Source organism: Helicobacter sp. T3_23-1056 (assembly GCF_053654535.1).
Window position 1 is genome coordinate 74,671 of record NZ_JBSIUU010000004.1, and the last position, 21,333, is coordinate 96,003.

General features: G+C 40.0%; 18 protein-coding genes and 1 pseudogene. 5 read left to right on the plus strand and 14 right to left on the minus strand.

Annotated features, from left to right (window positions below):
- Position 1: 1 nt before the first annotated feature.
- The 3 genes and pseudogenes from ACWIUO_RS03095 to gltB all read right to left on the minus strand — a co-directional run.
- Positions 2–682 (minus strand): annotated as a pseudogene (locus ACWIUO_RS03095) (IS1595 family transposase); the annotation flags it as partial.
- Between the two features lie 469 nt (positions 683–1,151).
- Positions 1,152–2,855, minus strand: coding sequence for a glutamate synthase subunit beta (locus ACWIUO_RS03100; protein ID WP_454176476.1), 1,704 nt, complete (start codon positions 2,853–2,855; stop codon positions 1,152–1,154).
- Between the two features lie 38 nt (positions 2,856–2,893).
- Complete coding sequence (gltB, locus tag ACWIUO_RS03105) at positions 2,894–7,819, minus strand: glutamate synthase large subunit (protein ID WP_454176477.1); 4,926 nt, start codon at positions 7,817–7,819, stop codon at positions 2,894–2,896.
- 401 nt (positions 7,820–8,220) lie between these two features.
- Here gltB and ACWIUO_RS03110 point away from each other — a divergent pair, with 401 nt between their 5' ends.
- Entirely contained in the window at positions 8,221–8,409 is a 189-nt protein-coding gene (locus ACWIUO_RS03110) for a hypothetical protein (protein WP_454176478.1), read from the plus strand.
- A gap of 169 nt (positions 8,410–8,578) precedes the next feature.
- Here ACWIUO_RS03110 and ACWIUO_RS03115 read toward each other — a convergent pair whose 3' ends face one another.
- The gene (locus ACWIUO_RS03115; RefSeq protein ID WP_454176479.1) at positions 8,579–9,007 is read right to left on the minus strand and encodes an acyl-CoA thioesterase; all 429 of its coding nucleotides are present in this window, start codon (positions 9,005–9,007) and stop codon (positions 8,579–8,581) included.
- A 56-nt stretch (positions 9,008–9,063) separates the two neighbouring features.
- Here ACWIUO_RS03115 and ACWIUO_RS03120 point away from each other — a divergent pair, with 56 nt between their 5' ends.
- Positions 9,064–9,264, plus strand: coding sequence for a hypothetical protein (locus tag ACWIUO_RS03120; protein WP_454176480.1), 201 nt, complete (start codon positions 9,064–9,066; stop codon positions 9,262–9,264).
- Between the two features lie 20 nt (positions 9,265–9,284).
- Here the strand turns inward: ACWIUO_RS03120 and ACWIUO_RS03125 are convergent, their stop codons facing one another.
- From ACWIUO_RS03125 to ACWIUO_RS03155, 7 genes are read right to left on the minus strand one after another with little or no spacing between them, the layout of a single operon-like run.
- On the minus strand, positions 9,285–10,499 hold the full coding sequence (locus ACWIUO_RS03125) for a hypothetical protein (protein WP_454176481.1): 1,215 nt from the start codon (positions 10,497–10,499) through the stop codon (positions 9,285–9,287).
- 7 nt (positions 10,500–10,506) lie between these two features.
- Positions 10,507–12,414 carry an AMP-binding protein gene (locus tag ACWIUO_RS03130; RefSeq protein WP_454176482.1) on the minus strand — a complete coding sequence of 636 codons (1,908 nt, stop codon included), beginning with the start codon at positions 12,412–12,414 and terminating at the stop codon, positions 10,507–10,509.
- Positions 12,414–13,046, minus strand: coding sequence for a hypothetical protein (locus ACWIUO_RS03135; RefSeq protein WP_454176483.1), 633 nt, complete (start codon positions 13,044–13,046; stop codon positions 12,414–12,416). The genes ACWIUO_RS03130 and ACWIUO_RS03135 overlap by 1 nt, the downstream gene beginning before the upstream one ends.
- A 26-nt stretch (positions 13,047–13,072) precedes the next feature.
- Positions 13,073–13,336, minus strand: coding sequence for an acyl carrier protein (locus ACWIUO_RS03140; RefSeq protein ID WP_454176484.1), 264 nt, complete (start codon positions 13,334–13,336; stop codon positions 13,073–13,075).
- Positions 13,337–13,380: 44 nt separating this feature from the next.
- A complete protein-coding gene (locus ACWIUO_RS03145) occupies positions 13,381–13,662 on the minus strand; it encodes a phosphopantetheine-binding protein (RefSeq protein ID WP_454176485.1) in 282 nt (93 codons plus the stop codon).
- A 16-nt stretch (positions 13,663–13,678) separates the two neighbouring features.
- Entirely contained in the window at positions 13,679–14,533 is an 855-nt protein-coding gene (locus ACWIUO_RS03150; RefSeq protein ID WP_454176486.1) for a lysophospholipid acyltransferase family protein, read from the minus strand.
- Between the two features lie 16 nt (positions 14,534–14,549).
- Positions 14,550–15,521: a beta-ketoacyl synthase chain length factor gene (locus ACWIUO_RS03155; RefSeq protein WP_454176487.1), complete on the minus strand. Its 972-nt coding sequence runs from the start codon at positions 15,519–15,521 to the stop codon at positions 14,550–14,552.
- Positions 15,522–16,076: 555 nt separating this feature from the next.
- Here ACWIUO_RS03155 and ACWIUO_RS03160 point away from each other — a divergent pair.
- From ACWIUO_RS03160 to argB, 3 genes are all read left to right on the plus strand, one after another.
- On the plus strand, positions 16,077–16,544 hold the full coding sequence (locus tag ACWIUO_RS03160) for a hypothetical protein (protein WP_454176488.1): 468 nt from the start codon (positions 16,077–16,079) through the stop codon (positions 16,542–16,544).
- A 172-nt stretch (positions 16,545–16,716) separates the two neighbouring features.
- Positions 16,717–17,049 carry a histidine triad nucleotide-binding protein gene (locus ACWIUO_RS03165; RefSeq protein WP_454173032.1) on the plus strand — a complete coding sequence of 111 codons (333 nt, stop codon included), beginning with the start codon at positions 16,717–16,719 and terminating at the stop codon, positions 17,047–17,049.
- A 142-nt stretch (positions 17,050–17,191) separates the two neighbouring features.
- Positions 17,192–18,052 (plus strand): acetylglutamate kinase, encoded by an 861-nt coding sequence (argB, locus tag ACWIUO_RS03170; RefSeq protein ID WP_454176489.1) that lies wholly within the window; start codon positions 17,192–17,194, stop codon positions 18,050–18,052.
- A gap of 45 nt (positions 18,053–18,097) precedes the next feature.
- Here argB and carA read toward each other — a convergent pair whose 3' ends face one another.
- From carA to ACWIUO_RS03185, 3 genes are all read right to left on the minus strand, one after another.
- Entirely contained in the window at positions 18,098–19,270 is a 1,173-nt protein-coding gene (gene carA / locus ACWIUO_RS03175) for a glutamine-hydrolyzing carbamoyl-phosphate synthase small subunit (protein ID WP_454176490.1), read from the minus strand.
- A 28-nt stretch (positions 19,271–19,298) separates the two neighbouring features.
- Positions 19,299–19,850: a DUF507 family protein gene (locus tag ACWIUO_RS03180; RefSeq protein WP_454176491.1), complete on the minus strand. Its 552-nt coding sequence runs from the start codon at positions 19,848–19,850 to the stop codon at positions 19,299–19,301.
- A 187-nt stretch (positions 19,851–20,037) separates the two neighbouring features.
- A complete protein-coding gene (locus ACWIUO_RS03185) occupies positions 20,038–21,264 on the minus strand; it encodes an NAD(P)/FAD-dependent oxidoreductase (protein ID WP_454176492.1) in 1,227 nt (408 codons plus the stop codon).
- Between the last annotated feature and the right edge of the window lie 69 nt (positions 21,265–21,333).

The following is a 21,333-nucleotide window of genomic DNA, read 5'->3' on the forward strand; positions in this document are numbered from 1 at the left end:
CTCAAGATAACTCAAGCGGATTATTACTCATCATTTTTAGTAAAATTTTATACGAATCTTGCTGTTGTATTTGGACATTATATATAAATTCTGTCTCTTTTAGATGTAAAATGAAATTATTGTTAGAAATTCCCTTAAACTTGCTTAATCTATGTTTAGCATAGCCCCAAAAGTTTTCAATGCCATTTATGTGATTTCTACCTAGCGCAAATTCATTTTTGCTATGTTTAACACGATAATGTGCCTTTGCGCCGAAAACCACCAATCCATCATACGCTCTCCAACAATCGCTATAAATTATGGATTCTGCTAAAACGCTACAATCACGCAATATCGGCAATAATTCACTAGCAGAGCAACCTTTGACTACTTGTGTATAAACGCAACCATTTCGTTTTAACATTCCAAACACAGGCGTTTTCTTACCTGCTCCACGCCCTCTTTTTCCCCGCACTCTTTTAGCACCTTCTGCTTGCAGTTGCGAGTGTAGCGAAGCAAAAAATAGCTCTCATCAATTTCAATTTTACCTTGCATTTTAGATATTGTTTCGCATTCTTTTGCGATTAAAATTCTAATATTTTTGCAAATTTTATTGATACTTTGGCGAGAAATGTTGCTTAATTTTTGCGATTTTTACAGCCTCAATATCAAGGCAACAATATTTAAGAACCTCTCTTGTTTTTCATCGTGTGCATCATAACTTAAGATTCTTTTGTGTGAGTTTAAGTTAAAGAAAGCCTAAAAATTTTATTAAAATTGATAAGAGAAAAGTCGATTCAGACCTATTAAGCCAACTTTTTAAGTCCCTTACCTTGTGCATACAGCTAAAGGTTAGAAAAATCCATACCATAAAAATTTGCAACATTTTTTATGAAATTTAGTGTTATCTACTCACTCCATAATACTTCCTGCCAAGGTATGAGGACTTTTTTGTCAAATCCAAGACTAAGAGGCTTTATCCAAAAATATCAAAAAATTTGAGTTTGATATGTTTTTTGCACAATCTTTGTTTTCCAAACTTTTGGTTTTTTCTTAGTGCAGGATGATAAAATTGCCAATTATGGCAAAAAGTTACTATGACTTACCAAAAGGTAAAATCTCATAATGACAATATAAAAAACACAAATATTAGTTCTTGCCAAAATCTATATTTATGCGTGTTTGATTTTTTTGTTTTCTTGTGTGGGGGTTGTCGCGTAGTTTGCAAGCATGCTATGCACAGCTTTAGCACAGCGCAAACCATCTGCGATAGCCCACACTACGAGGCTTTGCCCTATGCGAGAATCCCCACAGGCAAAGACTTTTTCCCTGCTTGTCAAAAACTCACTAACCCCCTGCTTTAATGCCTTATCGCTAGAATCACTGCTTTTTATGCTTGTAGCGATATTATTATGACTATCAAATTCCACGCCAAACGCGCTTTTTAGCTGCTCTTCACTCCCGCTAAATCCCATAGCAAGCAACACCAAATCCGCTTTGTATTCCTTTTCACTTCCCTTTATCTCTTTTCGCACGCGCTTTTCGCCTTCTTGCTTCCATTCCAAATCAAGCGCGACCACGCCACTTACCTTGCCATTTTTAGTGATAAATTTTTTGGTAAGTTTTTGGTATTGTCGCACATCTTTGCCAAAATGCTCCATCGCCTCTTCTAGCCCATAATCAGTGTAAAAAGTTTCTTTTTTTAGAGGCCAAGGATTTGATTTTTCTCGCATTTGCGGGCGTTTAGGGCTTCGCTCAAAACGCACAATAGAGCTAGCACCTTGACGCAACGCCACCGCTACGCAATCCACGCTTGTATCGCCACTGCCGATGATAAGCACGCGTTTATCTTTTGCTAGCTCGCCACCTTTTAGATTTTGGATTTTAGATTTTGCATTGCTAGGATTTTGGCTAGATTTTGAGCTGGCATTTACGCTAGATTTTGCCACGCTAGTAGCCATAGTAGCCTCTGCTAGTTTTTTTGTATTATCGCTCAAAAAATCCATCGCAAACATTATCCCCTCACTATTTCGCCCCTCTATCTCTAAATCAATAGGCTTGCTAGCCCCTGTGGCAAGCACCACAGCGTCATATTGGGCTAAAATCTTATCTGCCTTTGATTTTGTGTCTATATGCTCATTTACGCGAAAATCAATCCCGCTTTTTTGCATAATCTCTACGCGCCTTTGCACGATAGATTTATCTAGCTTCATATCGGGGATTCCATAGGCTAGCAACCCCCCCACTTTGTCGCTTCGCTCATATACCACCACGGTATGCCCTAGCTCATTTAGGCTATTTGCGCAGGCTAGCCCTGCGGGACCTGAGCCGATGATAGCGACTTTTTTGCCACTTTTTACTTTTGGGGAAAATGGCTTTACAAGCCCATTTTCAAACGCATTTTCAATGATATTTAGCTCGGTATTTTTTATCGCCACAGATTCGCCATTTATCGCACACACACACGAATCCTCGCAAGGTGCTGGGCATACCCTCCCTGTCCATTCTGGGAATGGATTTGTAAGGCTAAGCCTAAAATATGCCTGCTCCCAATGGCTTTTATACACCAAGTCATTCCATTCGGGGATAAGATTATGCAATGGACAGCCTATCTCACCACCGCTTAGTCGCCAAGATTGCGAAGTGCAAGTCGGTAGATTTTGCCTAGCTACTTCGCTGTATGGCTTTTGTGCGGGGGCTTTTATCCCTGTGTGGCAAAACGCCACACCACAATCCATACACCGCCCCGCCTGCCTCTCTTGCTCTTTTTTTGGCAATGGCGTGTAAAATTCTCCATAATGTTTGATTCTCTCTTTTGGACTTTGTGCCTGTGGCTTTTGCTTGTCAAAATCTATAAATCCGCGTGGATTGCCCATTGTTGCTCCTTTATATTTGTTTTGATTTTGTGGCTAGTTTATTTTTTTGCCATTTTTGTGATTTTTTCAAACGCTGCTAGCTCGGGGTTTGGCTCATTTTTGCTCTCTTCTAGCGCGCGCATAGCCACCGCATAATCCCGTGGCAAAATCTTAAAAAAGTCGTTTTTGTTAAATCGCTCAAGCACTTCTTTTGCCTTTTTTGAGCCTGTGTAGGCGATATGGGATTCTAGCATAGACTTTATCTCGCGCTCATCGTCCTTGCTTAGCTCTTTTATATCGACTAGCTCGGTATTTACGCGTGGAATATTGTGCTGTCCTAGCACAAAAGCATAGCCCCCACTCATTCCAGCGGCAAAGTTTTCCCCCACATCGCCTAGAGATAGCACTCTCCCACCTGTCATATATTCGCACCCGTGCACCCCCATACCTAGCACCACCGCGCTTACTCCAGAGTTGCGCACGCAAAATCGCTCCCCTGCAATCCCATCTAAATACACTTCCCCAGCAGTCGCGCCATATAGACAGGCATTGCCTACGATTATGTTTTCTTCGGGGCTTAGGGAGGATTCCTCGCTTGTGCGGGCGATGATTTTGCCTCCGCTTAGTCCTTTGCCTAGATAGTCGTTTGCATCGCCTATGATTTCTAGCTTTACGCCGTAGTTGCAAAACGCACCAAAGCTATTGCCCGCACTTCCTATTGCCTTTATGTGGATAGTGTCTTCTTTTAGCCCTTTTGCGCCATAGATTTTGGTGATTTCATAAGAGAGCATAGCACCAAATGTGCGCGAGAGGTTTGAGACTTCAAGGGCTAGATTGGTTTTTCTACCCTCTTGGAGAGCCTTTTTGCACAATGGCAATAAAATCGTAGAATCTAGCGTCTTTTCTAGCTTATTGTCTTTAAAATCCTTGCAATAAGTCGCGGTTTGATTATAAGTGGGGAGGTTTTTTATCATTCTATCTAGGTTGATTTTGCCTGCCTTGCCTTGTAGCGTTTTTTGGCGGAGTTTATCTACTCGCCCCACCATTTCATCTATCGTGCAAAATCCTAGTCTAGCCATATATTCGCGCAACTCTTCTGCGATAAATCGCATAAAATTCATCACATCTTCTACCCTACCTGCAAATCGCTCACGCAATAATTTATCCTGCGTAGCAATCCCAAAAGGGCAAGTATTTAGATGGCAAACCCGCATCATCGTGCAGCCCATCACGATAAGCGGAGCGGTAGCAAAGCCGTATTCCTCCGCTCCCAAAAGCGTAGCGATAGCCAAATCCCTCCCGCTTAGTAGCTTGCCATCTGTTTCTAGCCTCACGCGCTCTCTTAAACCATTTAGAATCAGCGTTTGATGCGTCTCTGCTAGCCCTAGCTCCCAAGGCATACCCGCATTTGCGATAGAGGTTTTAGGGCTTGCTCCCGTGCCTCCGTCATAGCCAGAGACTAGGATAATATTTGCCCCTGCTTTTGCCACTCCTGCAGCCACTGTGCCTATGCCAGATTCTGCTACAAGTTTGACAGAGATATTTGCGCTAGGATTTGCGTTTTTTAAATCATAAATTAGTTGGGCTAAATCCTCGATAGAATAAATATCGTGGTGTGGCGGAGGTGAGATAAGCGCAACCCCGGGCGTAGAATGTCTAGCCCTAGCAATCCACGGATAGACTTTAAACCCCGGGAGTTGTCCTCCCTCGCCCGGTTTTGCGCCTTGTGCGACTTTGATTTGGATTTCTTTTGCGTTGGTTAGATACTCGATATTTACGCCAAATCGCCCGCTAGCCACTTGCTTTATCGCGCTAGATTTTAAGTCCCCATTTGGCTCTTTTTTGTATCGCTCGGCATTCTCCCCACCCTCTCCGCTATTGCTTCTAGCACCTAGCCTATTCATAGCGATTGCTAGGCATTCGTGGGCTTCTTTTGAGATAGAACCATAGCTCATAGCCCCTGTTTTAAATCGCTTGATGATAGAATCTATGCCCTCTACTTCATCTAGGCTTATCGCCTCGCTAAAATCTAGCTCTAGCGCGTCTCGCAGATTTACTAGCTTAGAATCAATAATGCTTGTGTATTCTTTGAAAAGCTCGTAGCTCCCACGCCTACACGCTTCTTGCAAACGAAAAATCGCCATAGGGTCTAGCAAATGTTCCTCTTTGTCGCAAGAATGTGCGTTTGAAATGTCGCTATTTGCGTGATTTGTGCCATTAGGATTATGATAGCCTGCTCGCCATTTATGCGCTCCCTTTGATTGCAAAGCATTGATTTTGGGTGCATCAAATGCAGCTTTATGCACAGCTAGATAATCCGCTTCAATGTCCTCTAGCCCGATTCCCTCAATCTTGCTCGCCGTAGAGGTGAAATACCGCTCAATCACGGCAGAGCCTATCCCTATGCACTCAAAGATTTGCGCTCCATTGTAGCTTTGCATTGTAGAGATTCCCATTTTGGAGGCGATTTTTACGATACCTTTGGAGGCGGCTTTTATGTAGTTTGCCAATGCCTTATCATAGGGAATCTCAAGCTCTTTTTGTTTAATTAGCTGATATAGGCATTCATAAATCAAATACGGATTTATCGCAGTAGCTCCAAATCCTAGCAAACACGCTAGATGATGGATCTCTCGTGGCTCGCCAGATTGTATCACTAGGCTTGCGTGCGTTCTGCGGTTTTTGCGCACCAAAAAATTATGCAAACCTGAAACGGCTAAAAGTGATGGAATCGCACATAAATTTTTGTTAATCCCTTTATCACTCAAAATCAAAATAGACGCCCCTTTTTGAATCGCATCTAGCGCACTCTCACATAGCGCATCTAGCGCACTCTCTAGGCTTTGCTTTGTATAGTCAAAAACGATGGATAGGGTTTGGACGCTAAAGTCTTTTAAATGTTGGATTTTGTGTAGCTCTTCATTAGTGATGATAGGGGAGGTTAGCTTTACGCGCTTGCAATTTGTCTCATTTGGCTTTAGTAGATTCCCCTCGCGTCCTAGATAGATTCGCTGACTTGTTACGATTTCCTCTCTTATGGCATCTAGTGGGGGGTTTGTTACTTGGGCAAAGAGTTGTTTAAAGTATTTAAAAAGATTTTGCGGGGTAGAATCTAGCACCGCCAAAGGCGTGTCAATCCCCATTGCCGCTAGGCTTTCTTTGCCCTGTGCTGCCATAGGGAGAATGCTAGTTTTTACTTCCTCATAGCTCCAGCCAAACGCACTTTGAAGTAGCAACACTTTGTCATTTGGCATAAACTCGTGTTTATAATCGCTAGATTCTAGTTTTTCGATTTTGATTAGATTTTCTAGCCATTTGGTATATGGCTTGGCATTTGCGTATTGGTCTTTTAGCTCGGCATCAGAGACTAGCCTACCTCGCGCAGTATCCACTAGCAGCAGTTTGCCCGGCTCTAGCCGTTTTTTTGCTTTGATGTTGCTCTCATCGATATTTAGCGTGCCTGTCTCACTAGCCAAAATCAAAAAATCATCTTTTGTGAGATAGTAGCGCGATGGGCGAAAGCCATTTCTATCAAGGCTTGCCCCCATAATGATTCCATCGGTAAAAATAATCGAAGCAGGTCCATCCCACGGCTCCATAAGCGTGGAGTGATACTCATAAAACGCCCTTTTGCGTGGGTCCATATTGTGATTTTTGCTCCACGGCTCAGGTATCATCATCATAAACGCTTCTTCTAAACTGCGTCCATTTAGGCTTAGAAATTCTAGTGTATTATCAAACATCGCAGAATCGCTTGATGGCTTTGCGATAATGGGGAAAATCTCGCTTAAATCATCAAAATAATCACTCTTGCATAGCCCCTCACGCGCACGCATAGAATCCACATTGCCCTTTATGGTATTTATCTCGCCATTATGCACCATATAGCGATTTGGGTGCGCCCTCTCCCAGCTAGGAAAGGTATTGGTGCTGAAACGCGAATGCACTAGCGCGATGGCAGATTTCATATTGACATCTTTTAAATCCAAATAAAAATCGCTTAGTTGGGTAGAGATTAGCATTCCTTTATACACAATCGTGCGCGATGAAAAAGAGCAAATATAAAATCTAGCTAGATTTTTGGCATACGCCCTTTTTTCTATCGCTCGCCTTGCTATGTAGAGTTTTCGCTCAAAATCTATCCCTTTGGCAATGTCTTTTGGACGCGCTACAAAGACTTGTAGAAAATAAGGCATCGCATCTTTTGCGACTTGCCCTATGGCACTAGGATTTACAGGCACAAAGCGAAATCCTAGCACTTCTAAGCCCTTTTCTTGCAAGGTTTGAGCTATTAGGGCTTTGCCTTCCTCTTTTGCCTCGACATTTGGCGATAAAAACACCTGCGCTACGGCATAATCCCCCTCATTTGGCAAAGAAAAACTAAGATTTTGCGATACAAAAAACTCGTGTGGAAGCTGGAGCAAAATCCCCGCCCCATCGCCTGAAGTATCATCAGCACTTGTCCCGCCTCTGTGTTCTAATTGAAGCAGGATTTGAAGCGCGTTTGTGATGACTTTGTGGGATTTGATTCCGCGTATATTTGCCACCGCACCAATCCCGCACGCATCGTGCTCAAAAGCTGGCTCATATAACCCGATATATGTAGAATCTAGTGGAGAATCTAGCTTGTCAAAATATTGTTTATTAGGATTTTGCGCGCTAGATTTTTTCACGCTAGATTTTCTAAAATCAGTCGCGCTAGAATCTAGATTTGTTTTTAAATCATTTGCTTTAAACTCATTTGTTTTAAGCAAATCTAGCGTATTTTTTGTAGGATTTATATGTTGTTTTGCGTGTTTTTGTGCGGGGGTTTGTGTGGATTTTGTCGTGGTGTTTGGGAAGTTTTTTGTAGATTTTGTGGCGAGTTTTTTGAAGCATTTGTTGTCTAAGTCATTATGACAATCATTGACTAAATCTTTTGGTGGGAGTTTTGGGATTTTTTTGGGGATTTGTGCTTTTGAAAATGATGGCTTAATCTTGCTCATTTGCTCTCCTTTTATGATTTTACCTTTTTGCCTTTGTAGTTGTTGATGGGCTTTTATAAGCGGTGTTTGTTTTGTTGTGGCTATATTTGCGTGTGATTTTCGTGCTTTTTTTAGCGATTATCTAGCAAATTTAGGGAGGGCATTATATTATTATTATGCTTAGATAATGATAAAACACGGATAAAACTTTAGCCACACATTAGCACATATCATTCTAGTTTTTATGCAAATAATGTTGATTTTTTAGATTTTTGATTATTTGATATTTTTCAATATTGATTAAGAATAAATGTTTTATAATTCACATTTATTTTACATTTTGCTTGTGAATCTTATTTTCTTAAAATGCTAGACATAATGAGAAAATCATATTTGCAAGATTTTACAACAAGGGGTTTGAAATGGTTTTTTATGGGATAAAAATCGATAAGGCATTAGCGTTTGTAAGTGTGGCTTTGGCGTGTGTCTTTGCTAATCATATAACATTAGCCCACGACACATTAGCCAAAAATATGACAACCACAAATAATGCCACGCCTGCCAATAACGAGAGAGAGAGAGAGAGTAACTCCCGCACAAAATCTTTTTAATGCTATTGCAAGCAATGATTCTGCTTCCGTCATTGCGAGCACAATTTATTGTGCGTGGCAGTCTATGATTTTGAGATATTTTACACAATAAAATCTAAAAAACAAAAATCCTAAAATCTACAAAAATCTAAAAAATCCAAAAAATTTTTCGTTATTACAAAAATCTATGTTATCGATTTTGGTTAGCCTCCACAAATGCTTTTAACGCCTCTATAAATTCATTTGGTAGATAAAAGCAAGTCTCTTTGGATTCTAACAAAATCGCTACTTGAGAAGTGTTAGCTTGGCATAGCTTTTTGCCATCTAAATCCAAAAATGTATATTTAAGCCTAAAAAAGCATTCAAATTCTAGCAATTCTACTTCTATGCAAAAGCGTTGGTTAAACTCTAATGGAGCGATAAATTTAGAATCTAGTTTTACGATTGGCAGGGCAAATTTAGCCTCCCTCATCGCCAAATAATTAAACCCCACTTCATCTAAAAATCTACACCTTGCCATTTCCATATATCGCACATAGTTCCCGTGCCACATAACCCCCATAGAATCCACATCGAAAAACTCCGCGACAAAATGGTATGTTCGTTTGAGATTTGTCATAGTTTGTGCCTTTTGTGCTTTTTGGGTTTTTTATGTCTTTTGGCTTTATGTAGATTTTGATAAATCATTTTGCAAAATCTTGCTTGCTAAAACTTGCCCAAAATCCTGTTTTTCAAAATCTTACTTGCCAAAATCTGCTTGCCCAAAATCCGCTCTCAAGTTTTTTTAAGTCAAAATCCTACTTGCCAAATGAACTTTTAAGCGTTACTTTTACCCTTTCATTTTGTTCATTTTTTGCCCGTTTTGGTAGATTTTAGAAATTATACTAAAAGCATTTTTACACAGCCCAAAAATCATAAAAATTAAACCACGATTTTGGATTTGCCACCACTCTTTTTTGCAGGGATTCCACATATTTTTGTGCTAGCCCCCTTACTTGCGCGTCTTTTGTCCTGCTAGATTTATCGCGTGCAAATCTAACAGGCGTTTGGGAGATATTTTCTAGCTCGATTTGGTATTTGCCATTTTGCTTTTCGCACCATAGCATTGAGATTTTGACATTTAGCACCCCTGCTAGCAAAAACGCGCCTTGTGGGAAATAGCAGGGCTTGCCTAAAAAATCAAATTTCGCATTTTTGCCCCTGCTTGTAGAATCAATAGCGACTCTATCGCCCATAATGCCGATATTTACCCCGCTATCAAGCAAATCTTTTATCTGCAACAAAGAATCCATATCCAAATTATCCACGAGTATGATACTTTGATGGGATTTTGGATTTAGAGATTCTTTGTCTTTGCTGATAGAGTGCAAAAGCGCGATAAAATCTTTTGCGATTTTTTCATACATTAGTATGCTTAGAGGGATTTTGCCCATTTCGCCCATTTCGTTTCGCAATGCCCTGCAAACTTCGATATTGCCAAAATGGCTAACAACCAAAATCTGCCCTTTTTTAGATTCTGCGTTGTTTGGTGGCATTAGCTCATTTTTGATGAAATCTATGTTGATGATTTCTATGTCTTTGTGGGATATTTTGCCTAGCCAAGAGGCGATTTTGTCGCATATCGCACTGCCAAACTCATAAAAATTGCCATAGATTTGGCATTGTCTTTGTAGCCACGATTTTGGTTTAAGCCTCATTTTTTGTGGATTTTGGCTTGCGATAAATCCCTCTAAATTCTCATAAAATCTAGCGATATTTCGCCGCTCATTTGGCGAAAAAACAAAATACACAGCCGTTACAAACGCTATGCAGAGGTTTAAAATCGGTCGCAAAATCGGGTGGTAAAACGCACTTACAAGCACCAAAGTAACTTTTAACCAAAAGCTACCTGCGCATTCGTTTTTTTCATACCATTTTTGAGGATTCTGCTCTGTTTGCTCTGTTTGCGATTTTTGCGGATTCTGCTCTATTTGTGGATTTTGCCATTTTTGCGAACTTTGACATTTTTTAGACAGGTTTTGCTCTATTTTAGATTTTGTCTGCCATTTTGTCGCGTTATCTTGCAGATTTTGACCTTTTGGGGTTTTTAGATTTTGCATATTTTTGCTCATTTAGCACTCATATTTGATTTTTTAGTAGCACTTTTCCGCTAGCGCAGATTTTCTCATTTGCATAGAGGCTAAAATCTAGCCGATTGTAAGCGCACACCAACTCCAATCTAGCCATATCACAAGGACGCAAAAATGCCGAAAATTTCACGCTTTGGATTTGGCTTATGGATTCTAGCTTTATGCCTAAATATTTGCTAGCGTTTTGCAGGGCAAATCCTAGCTCGACAAATCCCGGGACAAGCGGAAAGCTACCAAAATGCCCATCAAAATAAAAACACCCCTCATCAATGTAGCTTTCTAGCACGCAAGATTTTGCCTCGCAAGACCCGTTAGATTTAGAGGATTTGCTAGACTTGCTAGATTCACTAGAATTGCTAGATTTTATTTGCATTTTTGGCTTCTCATCTTGCACTATCCTAAACTCTGGCACGATTTTTTCCCTAGCGCAAATCTCAAAATCTTTTAGCGTGATTTTGCCCTGTGCGTTGTATGGCAATGCAGAGCGGATAATAAAATATCTAAGCGCGCTTACAAGAGAGATATTGCTATCTTTTGAAGCAGAATCTAGCAGGGGTTTTAGCGCGGATTTTATGCCTTTTTTGCCCTGTGTTCTAAATGCGTTTTTGCCCTCGTTGGTTAGGGTTATTATCGCACTTAGCCGTTTTTGCCCTTTTAGCACCCCTACGCGGACATTGTCTATAAAGCTATGATTTTTTAAAACAGATTCTACAAAATCAAGGCTTATTCGCGCTTCATTTAGTTTGATAATCCTATCATATCGCCCCAAAAGCGTAAAGACCACCTTAGAATCTTTGGCATTATTATCATAGATTTTTGCGCAATCATTGCTAAGAAACTTCGCATTTTCCCCCTCAAAGCTATCAAGCCAATCGCTAGAAATAACAAGCCTTTGGGCAAAATCTAGCTCTAATCTCACAGGTGGAAACGCACAAAATGTGCTAGAGTGGTTTTGGGATTTGTCGATGGGGTGGCTAGTGGTTTTGCTATCTTGATAGCCTATGACGCCTGTTTCGCTACTACCATAGATGGAGATAATGTTTTGTAGCGTTTGTTTTTGTTTTGCGTTAAATCGTTTTTGTAGCCCATCTCTTGTGTGGCTATCTAGTGGAGAGCCAGCGCAAATGATGATTTTGGGGGATTTTATATAGCTGATTTCATCTTTTAGCATTATCTCTAGCACGGTGGGTGAGGCTAGCAAGATAGCGTTTTTGTGCGTGTCTAGTGCTTCTACTAGCAAATGATGAGATAAAATCTGCTCTCTTAAAACCACACCTCCGCACACCAAAGGCAAAAATACCTTAAAAGTAAGCCCAAATAAATGCCTATGTGGAATCGCGCCTATAAACACGACTTCACTTTTATTGTTGTCATTTTTGCTATTAAGCGTAAAAAATCCTGCCAAAAATCTCGCTTCACAAATCATTTGATATAGATTTTTGGCGATAAATTTTGGCTCTCCGCTACTCCCTGAAGTTTGGATAAAAAATTGCGCATTTGATAGAGAAATATTTGTGTTTGCGGTGTGGCTTAAAGACTCTTTGTGGCTTAGGGATTTTTGCGGGGTTTGCTCTAAGTGTTTTTGTTTGTTTCCATATTTTAGATTTTCACATTTTAGATTTTGGCTATATTTTTCATCATCTAGCAAAAACATATCATTTGTCGTTGTTTGAGGGGAGTTTAGCAAATATGGCGTTTTGCGGGCTAAAAGCGTGCCAAACAAGCTAGCGACAAAATGATATGTATCATCTAAAAATAAGCCTATTTTATCCTGCGAAATCGCTCTCAACCCATAAGCGATTTGCATAGAATCATTTTGCAAATCTTGCAAATGTTTATTAGATTTTGTAGAATCCAAATCACTAAACATAATATTTTGATGAAAATGTCTAAACATTACCTAGCCTCTTTTTTTAGATTTTGTCTAGGGATAAGACACGCATAGCGATAAACCCACTCTATGCCAAAAAGTAGCCCCAATGCCACATAGCAGACACCCCCGCAAAATACACTCCACAAAAATTTATCCTCAAAGCACGCCAAGACAAACGCCACGCAAGCACAAAATCCAAAATAGCTAGCCCAAATCTTTGTAAGCGTGCGAGTGTAAGGCACAAGGTAGCGTTGCACTTCTTTTGGCAAATCGCTAGCGCGTTTTGCGCCGTGAGATATAGCGGCAAACTTAGTGATAATGGCTTCATCTCTAAGGCTAAATAAAAATGCAACTAAAAGCAAAATATACACCGCTACGGGATAAAAATATGCTAGCTCCACGCCAAAACTGCGTAATGCGAAAATCTTTTGCAAAAAAAGCAGTGCAAAAATAGCGCAAAATATCGCGCTTAAAATCCAAAAACCATTTTTTGCGCTAAATCCTAAAAACGCCTTTATCCCCCACGCAAACGCCAAAGCAAACATCACGCTAGAAACGCTAAAATCAATATATCGCCCAAAATATAGCATAAATGGATAGCCCACGCTCAATGCTACAAATGCCACATTAAACGCGACTAAAGCATATTTTTTCATAAATGAGTTTATAAAAAAAGCTAGATTTATTGCGTAGATTTTGCGTTTGTCGCAAGCTGTTTATGGACGATTTCCACAATATCTTGCAGGGTTTGGACTTCTTTAAAATCTGGGGCTTCCATACGATAGCCTGTTTTTTTGCGGATAAAGTCAAGCAAATCAATCGCATCAATGCTATCAATCTCTAAATCATAGTAGATTTTTGACTCTGGCGTGATTTTGGCTTCATCGATTTCAAATAGCTCGATAAGCGCGTCTTTTAGGATAATAAAAATCTCTTGTTGCTCCATTTATGCTCCTTTTGGTGTTTTAGATTTGGTGTTGTAGATTTTGTTTATTTGTCTTGCTCTGCGATATAGCGCGATAGAGTATCTATGCTATAAAAAATCTCTTTTAGATTCCCCTGCTTGCTATCTAGTTTTAGCCCATATCGTTTTTGGATAGCTAGCCCTAGCTCTAGCGCATCGACACTATCAAGCCCTAAGCCATTATTTTCCGTGCCAAATAGCGCGCTTTTTTCATCAATATCACTAGGCTTCATATCGGGCAAATTTAGACTTGTGATGATTAGCTCTTTTAGTTCCTCTTTTAGTGTTTCTGGTGTGTTTTGTTGCATTTATGCTCCTTGAAAGTTAGTGATTTAGCGAATGATATAGATTGCTTAAGATTTCGTGCAAATGTCGCACACGAATAGAATCTACCCTCTCTTTTTCAAACTCATCTAGCGTGATTTGCGCTTCTAAAGATAGCTCATATCGCAGTGTTTGAGTGGTGGTATTATACCATTTTGAATCCTTTTGCAAACTTTTTGGGGACATTTTGATAAAAAACGCGCTTAGATTTTTGGCACTATGAATGGCTATGTAACTAGCAGCTTTATGCAAAATGATTTTGTCTTTTGTGCGTGTGCCTTCGGGAAATATCAGCAAAGATTCTCCCATTTTTAGTGCGTCTATGCTTTGTCGCAATATTTCCTCATTTGCGGTGTTTAGGATATAGCCACTTGCTTTTATCGCTCCAAAAAGAAAGATATTTTTTGCTAAAGATGCTTTTATCACGCAATTTATGCGCGGGATATGCGCGATAAGCAGGACTACATCTAGCAAAGATGGGTGATTTGCGATGATAATCTCACTAGGATTTCCAACATTATCTAGGATTTTAGATTTTGTGAAATGTTGATTAGGGTTTTTTCTAGAATGTAGGTGGCTAGATATTGTGAAGCGATATTGCACTCGCTTAGAAAAGCACAAAATCCACAAAAACAATCTCCACGCATATCGCACCAAATCACGACTAAAATACTGCACTTTTTTGTAGCGATGAAGTTTTAGCAAAATAAGCGGGACAAAGATTAGATTTCCGCACCCACAAATAATCCCAAAAATCCCAAACCCAAAACTTGCCAAAAAAACCCTGCAAAATCTATCTAATGCGCTGTTTGTGGCGTTTTTGATTTTTATAAAAATATGTGCTAGATTTTGCATTTGGTGTTTTTGTATTTTAGATTTTAGTTATGTGCCATTTGAAAATCATAGAATCATTTGTGCGTAAGCAATAAGAAATATCGCTAGCAGAATCTAGCGCGTGTATAGCACTCAAAAAATCTAGCTCACTTGTGATGATTTCTAGGGAGTTTTGTTTGGCGTTGTTAGGATTGTGGGTGGGGGTTTTGTCTTGGGTTATTTCTAGTGTAGCGTTGTATGTGGGGGTTTGTGGATTTTGGTTGGTTAGATTTTGGCTTGTTTGGCTTTGATTTGTTTGGCTTTGATTTGGCAGGCTTATTGTTAGGGCTAGTAGCAAAAATGGTGGCTCATTTTTAGAGATACTTTGCAAAGGTGCGTTGTTTTGATGTTCTTTGTAGTGGTTATACGCTTCGCACAATCCCTCATAATAGCTTAGCACAAGGACTTCATCTATTTCATTTATTTTATTTTCGGTTTTGGCAGAATCTTTTAGCTTTGTGTAGGCGTTTATGATGCCGTATTCTAGGCTTGGGTTTGCGCTTATTGCGCTGATTTCGGCGTTGTTTTTGGTAGCGATTGCTAGCAGGGCTGGAGTGGCGTTTAGCACGGACATAGAAAAGCTAGTAGGCGATAGCAAGTAGCTATCTTGCAGATTTAGTAGCATATTAAAACAGCGATTTATCTCTCCCAAAGTAGAGCTAAATACGATTGGCATAGGTTTTTGTGGTGGATTTTGTTTGGCGTTGTTTTGTGGGGTTATTAGGCTAAGGGCGCATTTGCTAGCATTGCTAAGTCTTCTGCGCTCTAAGGGCGGTAAGTGGGACAAATTAAAATCTTGTTGGTAGGATTTTAGACGCTCTAATGAGCTAGCAAGATTTTGTTGATTAGATATTTGGCTATTAAATTTTTGGTGGATAAATGCGTCTAGATTGACATTTGGCGAGATAATGGCGTGGATATTTGTGATTTGTAGGCTAAGTGTTGTGGATTTTTGCTTTTGTGTCTGCATTATGCTAGCCTTAGGGGGTTTTAAGAGTTTGAATAAGCGTGCAAAAAAAGGCTAGATTATAACATACATTGGATTGACATTGGATTGAAATTGGATTGATTATGGAATCGATGATATGCATTTTTTATTTTATATGTTATAATATCCGCTTTATGCGCGTTTGTTGTAGGATTTTGTTTGGCATTTTGGCAAATGGCTAGTTTTGATTTTGGATTTGATTTGGTTTGATTTTGGTTTGAATTTGGTTCGATTTTGATGGATAGAGATTCTAGCCTGCATATTTTTGGATTTTTGGGGTAGTTTTTGGGGGTAGATTTTTTGGGGTAGTTTTTTAAGGATAAACGGGGGGATAGATTTTACAAAATCAAAATAAGCGACAAACGGGATAAAAACGGGTTTAGAAACAACGATTTAGGAGATTGGCAAATGTTTGATTTTCTTTTATTGTTAGTAGCATTTGGGGTGTTTGTTGGTATTTTTATGTGGAATAACAGCGATAGCCAACTAAAATGATTCATTAAAATCTTTGATACATTTGACACATAGGGGCTTATTATGTTGCCACAATTCTCCAAAATCCAGCGGTTCATCATTCGGTGGAAATCTCGCTCTTTGGGACCTGATATAGAAGCGGTTATCACGGTGCTAAGCGTGCTGATATATATGAGCAAAAGTGATAAAAACCATATAGATACACAGCTAGCAACCGCTAAGCATATCCTCTATGATAGGCTAAAACTAGGCTCTTTAGCGGGGTTTGTCCTAGAGCGCGTCATCGTAGAGGTGGCGGAATTTATCGAAGATGAGAGCAAGTATATCCGCGCAAGAGAGAAGGCTTTTGCTGATATAGTGCAAAATATACAGCTATATGGGTTTGCCCTAGATATGCTAGATGGCAAAGAAAACGCCTCAAAGCTAGAAATGCTACACTCCATCATACAAAAATCCTACGATGAAGCATATAGCCTAAAAAAAGAAAGCAAGCGAATCTTGCAAGCCCAAGAATCTCGCTTTTTGCACTAAAATTTTTCATTGCCAAAAGCTAAAATCTGCATAATCAACATAGCCAAACCTAAACAAATACAACGATTTATAAGGAATATAAAATGCTTTGCAAACTCTCTCAAAATCTTGCCCAAAATCTTAAACAACACAAAATCCAAAAACAAACCCAAAACCACATAAGGAGCGATAAATGAGCACGATATTTAGCAAAATAGTGCGAGGCGAAATCCCCTGCAACAAAGTCTATGAAAATGATGAATTTTTGGCGTTTTATGATATTGCCCCAAAAGCAAAGGTGCATATTTTAGCCATTCCCAAAAAAGAGCTAAAAGATTTTAATGAGATTGATTCTAGTCTTATGGGAAAAATGAGTGAGTTTATCCTAGAAGTCGTAGAAAAAGTCGGCATAAAAGATAGTGGCTATCGCCTAATCACAAACATAGGCAAAGACAGCGGGCAAGAAGTCCCTCATCTGCATTTTCACATTTTAGGTGGCGAGCGACTAGGGGGGAATTTCGCCTAATTCGCCTAAGTCGCCTAAGTCGCGCTAAAATACGCGCTAAAATCGTGGCTAAATATTGCAAGATTTTAGCCATACAAAATCTACAACAATCATTAACAACAAAACATTTTAAGGAATCTCTACTATTAAGGAATCTATACCAATGCAAACCCTCCAACAAAAAGCAAAAGTCCTTATTGAAGCATTGCCCTATATCCAGCGATTTAGTGGCAAAATCATCGTCATCAAATACGGCGGAAGTGCTATGGAAGATGAAAATCTAAAAAAAAGCGTGGTGCTTGATATTGCATTGCTAAAATCCATAGGGTTTAAGCCCGTAATCATTCACGGCGGTGGCAAAGAAATCAGCAAATGGATAAATAAGCTAGGCGGGGAAGCGAAGTTTGAAGATGGATTTCGTATCACTGATGAGAGTGCATTGCAAGTAGCTGAAATGGTGCTAAACTATATCAATAAATCGCTAGTAGGCTATATGGGGAGTTTTGGGGTCCGTGCTGTGGGGATAAGCGGCAAAGACGGAGGCACGCTAAATGCTAGCAAAAAGCTCATAAATGGCAAAGATATAGGGTTTGTAGGAAATGTAAAATCTGTGGATATTAGGCTTATTGTGAGTTTGCTTGATAGTGATTTTGTCCCTGTGATATGCCCTATAAGCGCAGATAAAAGTGGGCAGGGCTACAACATCAATGCCGATGATGCAGCCTGTGCTATCGCTCAAGGGCTAAATGCCGAAAAACTCGTATTTTTAAGCGACATAGAGGGAATCTACCGCGATTTTAGCGACAAAGACAGCCTAATCCCTATCCTAAAAACAAGCGAAGCAAAAAATCTACTAAAAAGCGATGGCGTGAGCGGTGGCATACTACCAAAACTACAAAACTGCATAGAAGCGATAGAAAATGGCGTATCTCGCGTGCATATAATCGATGGTAGGATAGAGCATTGTTTGCTATTGGAGTTTTTCACAGACAAGGGCATAGGCACAGCAATCTTGCGTGATTAGTATTTGAAATAGCAAATCATCACTTGCAACAAATACATTTATAAGCTATTGATTCTCTTTTATCAGTGTTGCAAATTCTGCAAAAATACTGCGGGATTCTTTGGGTCCGGGGCTTGACTCTGGGTGGTGCTGGAGGGAGAAAATCGGTGAGTCTTTATAGCGCACCCCCTCAATACTGCTATCAAAAAGATTTCTATGCGTAATGTTTGCGACTTCTGCGATAGATTCTGGCACGGAGTAGATATGATTTTGCGAAGTGATTTCTATGCTTTGGGTGTCTAGGTTTTTTACAGGGTGGTTGCCCCCGTGATGTCCAAATTTTAGCTTATGCGTGTCGTGTCCGTGTGCGATAGACAAAAGCTGATGTCCTAGACAAATCCCAAAAATAGGGATTTTTGCTGTGATTAGTTTTTTTATTTCCTCTATTTGTGGGCGCAAAAATTTGGGGTCGCCCGGTCCATTTGAGAGAAATACCCCGCCTATCTCTTTTTTTTCAAAGCGCGAGATAATCTCTTCTGCACTAAATTCATACCCCCATACTTCAGGCTCTAGCCCCACTTCTGCAAGTTCGTTTAGTATGTTTCGCTTCACGCCAAAATCTATGACGATGATTTTTTGGCTAGGTTTAGATTTTGCATAGTCTATTTTGGCAAAATCAAACACCCCTTCATCGTGCGTGTATCGCGCATTTGTGCTTACTTGCTTGATTAGATTTTCACACTCTATGGGGGTAGATTGTGCCAAAATCTTTGCCAACTCATCTTTGTCGCTTATTTGGCTAGATGCCACCATCATCATTGCCCCGTCTTTTCGTAGCATTTTGACAATAGCGCGGGTGTCTATATCGCATATCCCTAGCACATTTGCAGAATCCAAAAACGATTTTAGGCTTTGATTTGAGCGAAAATTTGAGACAAAATCCTCATAATGTCGCACGATAACGCCCCTGCAAAAAACCCCACTGCTTTCGCAATCTTGCGGATTTGTGCCTACGATGCCAATCTCTGGCATACAAAATGTGATAAACTGCCCCGCATAGCTTGGGTCGGTAATGATTTCTTGATAGCCACATAAAGAGGTGTTAAACACTAGCTCCCCTACGCTTGTGCCACCACCTGCAAACAAATGCCCGCTAAAAAACGCTCCATTTGCGCAATAAATCCACACTTTTTTCTTTGCTTGATTTGTTTTTGATTCTGCGTTTTGCGATTTTTTCATTATGGTTTCGTCCCTTTTTTATGACGCGTTATAAAAATCCTTTTTTGCGTAGCTCCTCATCATATAGTCGTTCATAGATTAGCTCGTATTCATCAGTGCCTGCAAGTAGCTTGCGTTTATAATTTTTGATTTTTTGCATCACTTCATCTTGGATACTATCGTGTAGCTTTGCAAAAGAATCAATCGCCCTAAAAATCACATTTTTTATTTGATTATTGCTTACATTAAAGCTAATGTATTGCTTTGCCACAATAGCGTCTAAAATCCTATGAGAGAGGGCGTTATACCTATCGTCCCAAAAAAGCAAAAATTTTTCCTCATTAGCGATTTGCTTTTTGATAAGCCCAAAAAGTCGTCTCTCATCAGCGCGGATAAAATCCACTTCTTGTTGGTTTTCCTCCACGATTTCTTGGGCTTTTTTATCGATTGCTAGTTCTTGCTTGGTATCAGATTCTAGGATTTCTTGGGCGATTTTGGCTATGGATTCTAGGGGGACATTTAGCGTTACAAAGCTAGCGTTGTAAAGCTCTAGGGCGATTTTGTTTGCGATGTAGTTGATATGATTTAGTCGTAAGCGCATTGTATAAACCTTGCTAATGAAGTTAAAATCGTATAAATAAAGTAGCGTATTGTAGCGTTTTTTGATAAATTTCTTTTTAAGCGGATAAAGTTTTGGCACAAAAAGATAGCAAAACACTGAGATAGAGGCGCGCAACGCAAAAATCTAAAATCAAGCAAAAATGCCAACGCCACTGCCAAAATCTATGCTAATTGCTTGTGCGATACCTAAACTGCCCTTTTTTAAACACCATAGGGAATCCACCTAAGCTAAATAGCCATTTATTTTCTATGGTATTTTTCATAAATGCTGCAAATTCTCCCTTGACATTTTTGTGATACACCACGCCCACGCCATCGGTATGCCCGATAGAGCAGACCGTGCCTCTGTGGTTAAATTTAAATGGCTTGCTAAAATCTTTGCCTTTTAGCTTGGCGATGAGTAGCTCTGCTATGTAGTCTCCCATTTGTGCTGATAGCTGGGCTGTTGGGGCGTGGATTACATCTTTGTCGGTGGCTAGCGCGCTATCGCCTACTACATAGATATTTGGGTATGGTTCGCATTGTAGCTGGGCATTTACGGGGATTCTGCCTTTTTTGTTTGGGATTATGGATTTTTCGATGATGTCGCTCCCTTTTACCCCCGCGCTCCAAATGATTGTATTGCCCTCTATTTGTATGTCTATGCCATCTCTTTGGGCTAGGACTTTGCCTGCTTGGATTTCTTTTATGTCTGTGCCTGTTAGGACATTTACGCCGTATTTTTCTAGCTTGTTTTGAGCGGCTTTTGCTAGGCTAGGCTCAAACACAGGCAAAATCTGCTTTGCCCTGCCTATGCAAGTGAGTTTTGGCAAACTTCTATCAATCCCGCAAATAAGGCATAGCTCATCAAGTTGCGTGGCTAGCTCTGCGGTAAATTCTATCCCTGTAAATCCCGTGCCACACACCACGACTTCTAAATCTTTTTGGTTTTTGGTATGCGTGTATTCTTTAAATTTATTTTCGATATTTTTGGTTAGCTTTAGGGCGGCATTTAGCGAGGATAGTTTGTAAGCGTGCTTATCTACGCCTTTTATGCCAAAGCTATCTGGCTTAAACCCAAGCGCGATGACTAAGTAATCATAGTGATATTCCCCGCCATTTCCCCTCACTTTGTTTTCTTGCGGGCATAGCTCTATGATTTTATCTTTGATAAAGCCCACTTTTTGCGGGTCTAAGATTTTGCGATAAAAGATTCTAGCTTTGCGCGAGCCTAGCGTGCCTATGGCGACTTTGTGAAGCAGTGTCGTTTGGTAATGGTAGTCGTGCTTTGAAATAAGCGTAATATGGGCTTTAGATTTTAGCTTTCTTTGCAATCCTAGCGCGACTTTTAGCCCCCCATAGCCTCCGCCTATGATTAGGATTTTGGGTGGATTTTGCGGTGTGGTGCTTTGCATTTTTGCTCCTTGATTGTTTGATTTTGTAGCGATATTTTGCACTAATGATAATAAAAAAGAGTTGATAAA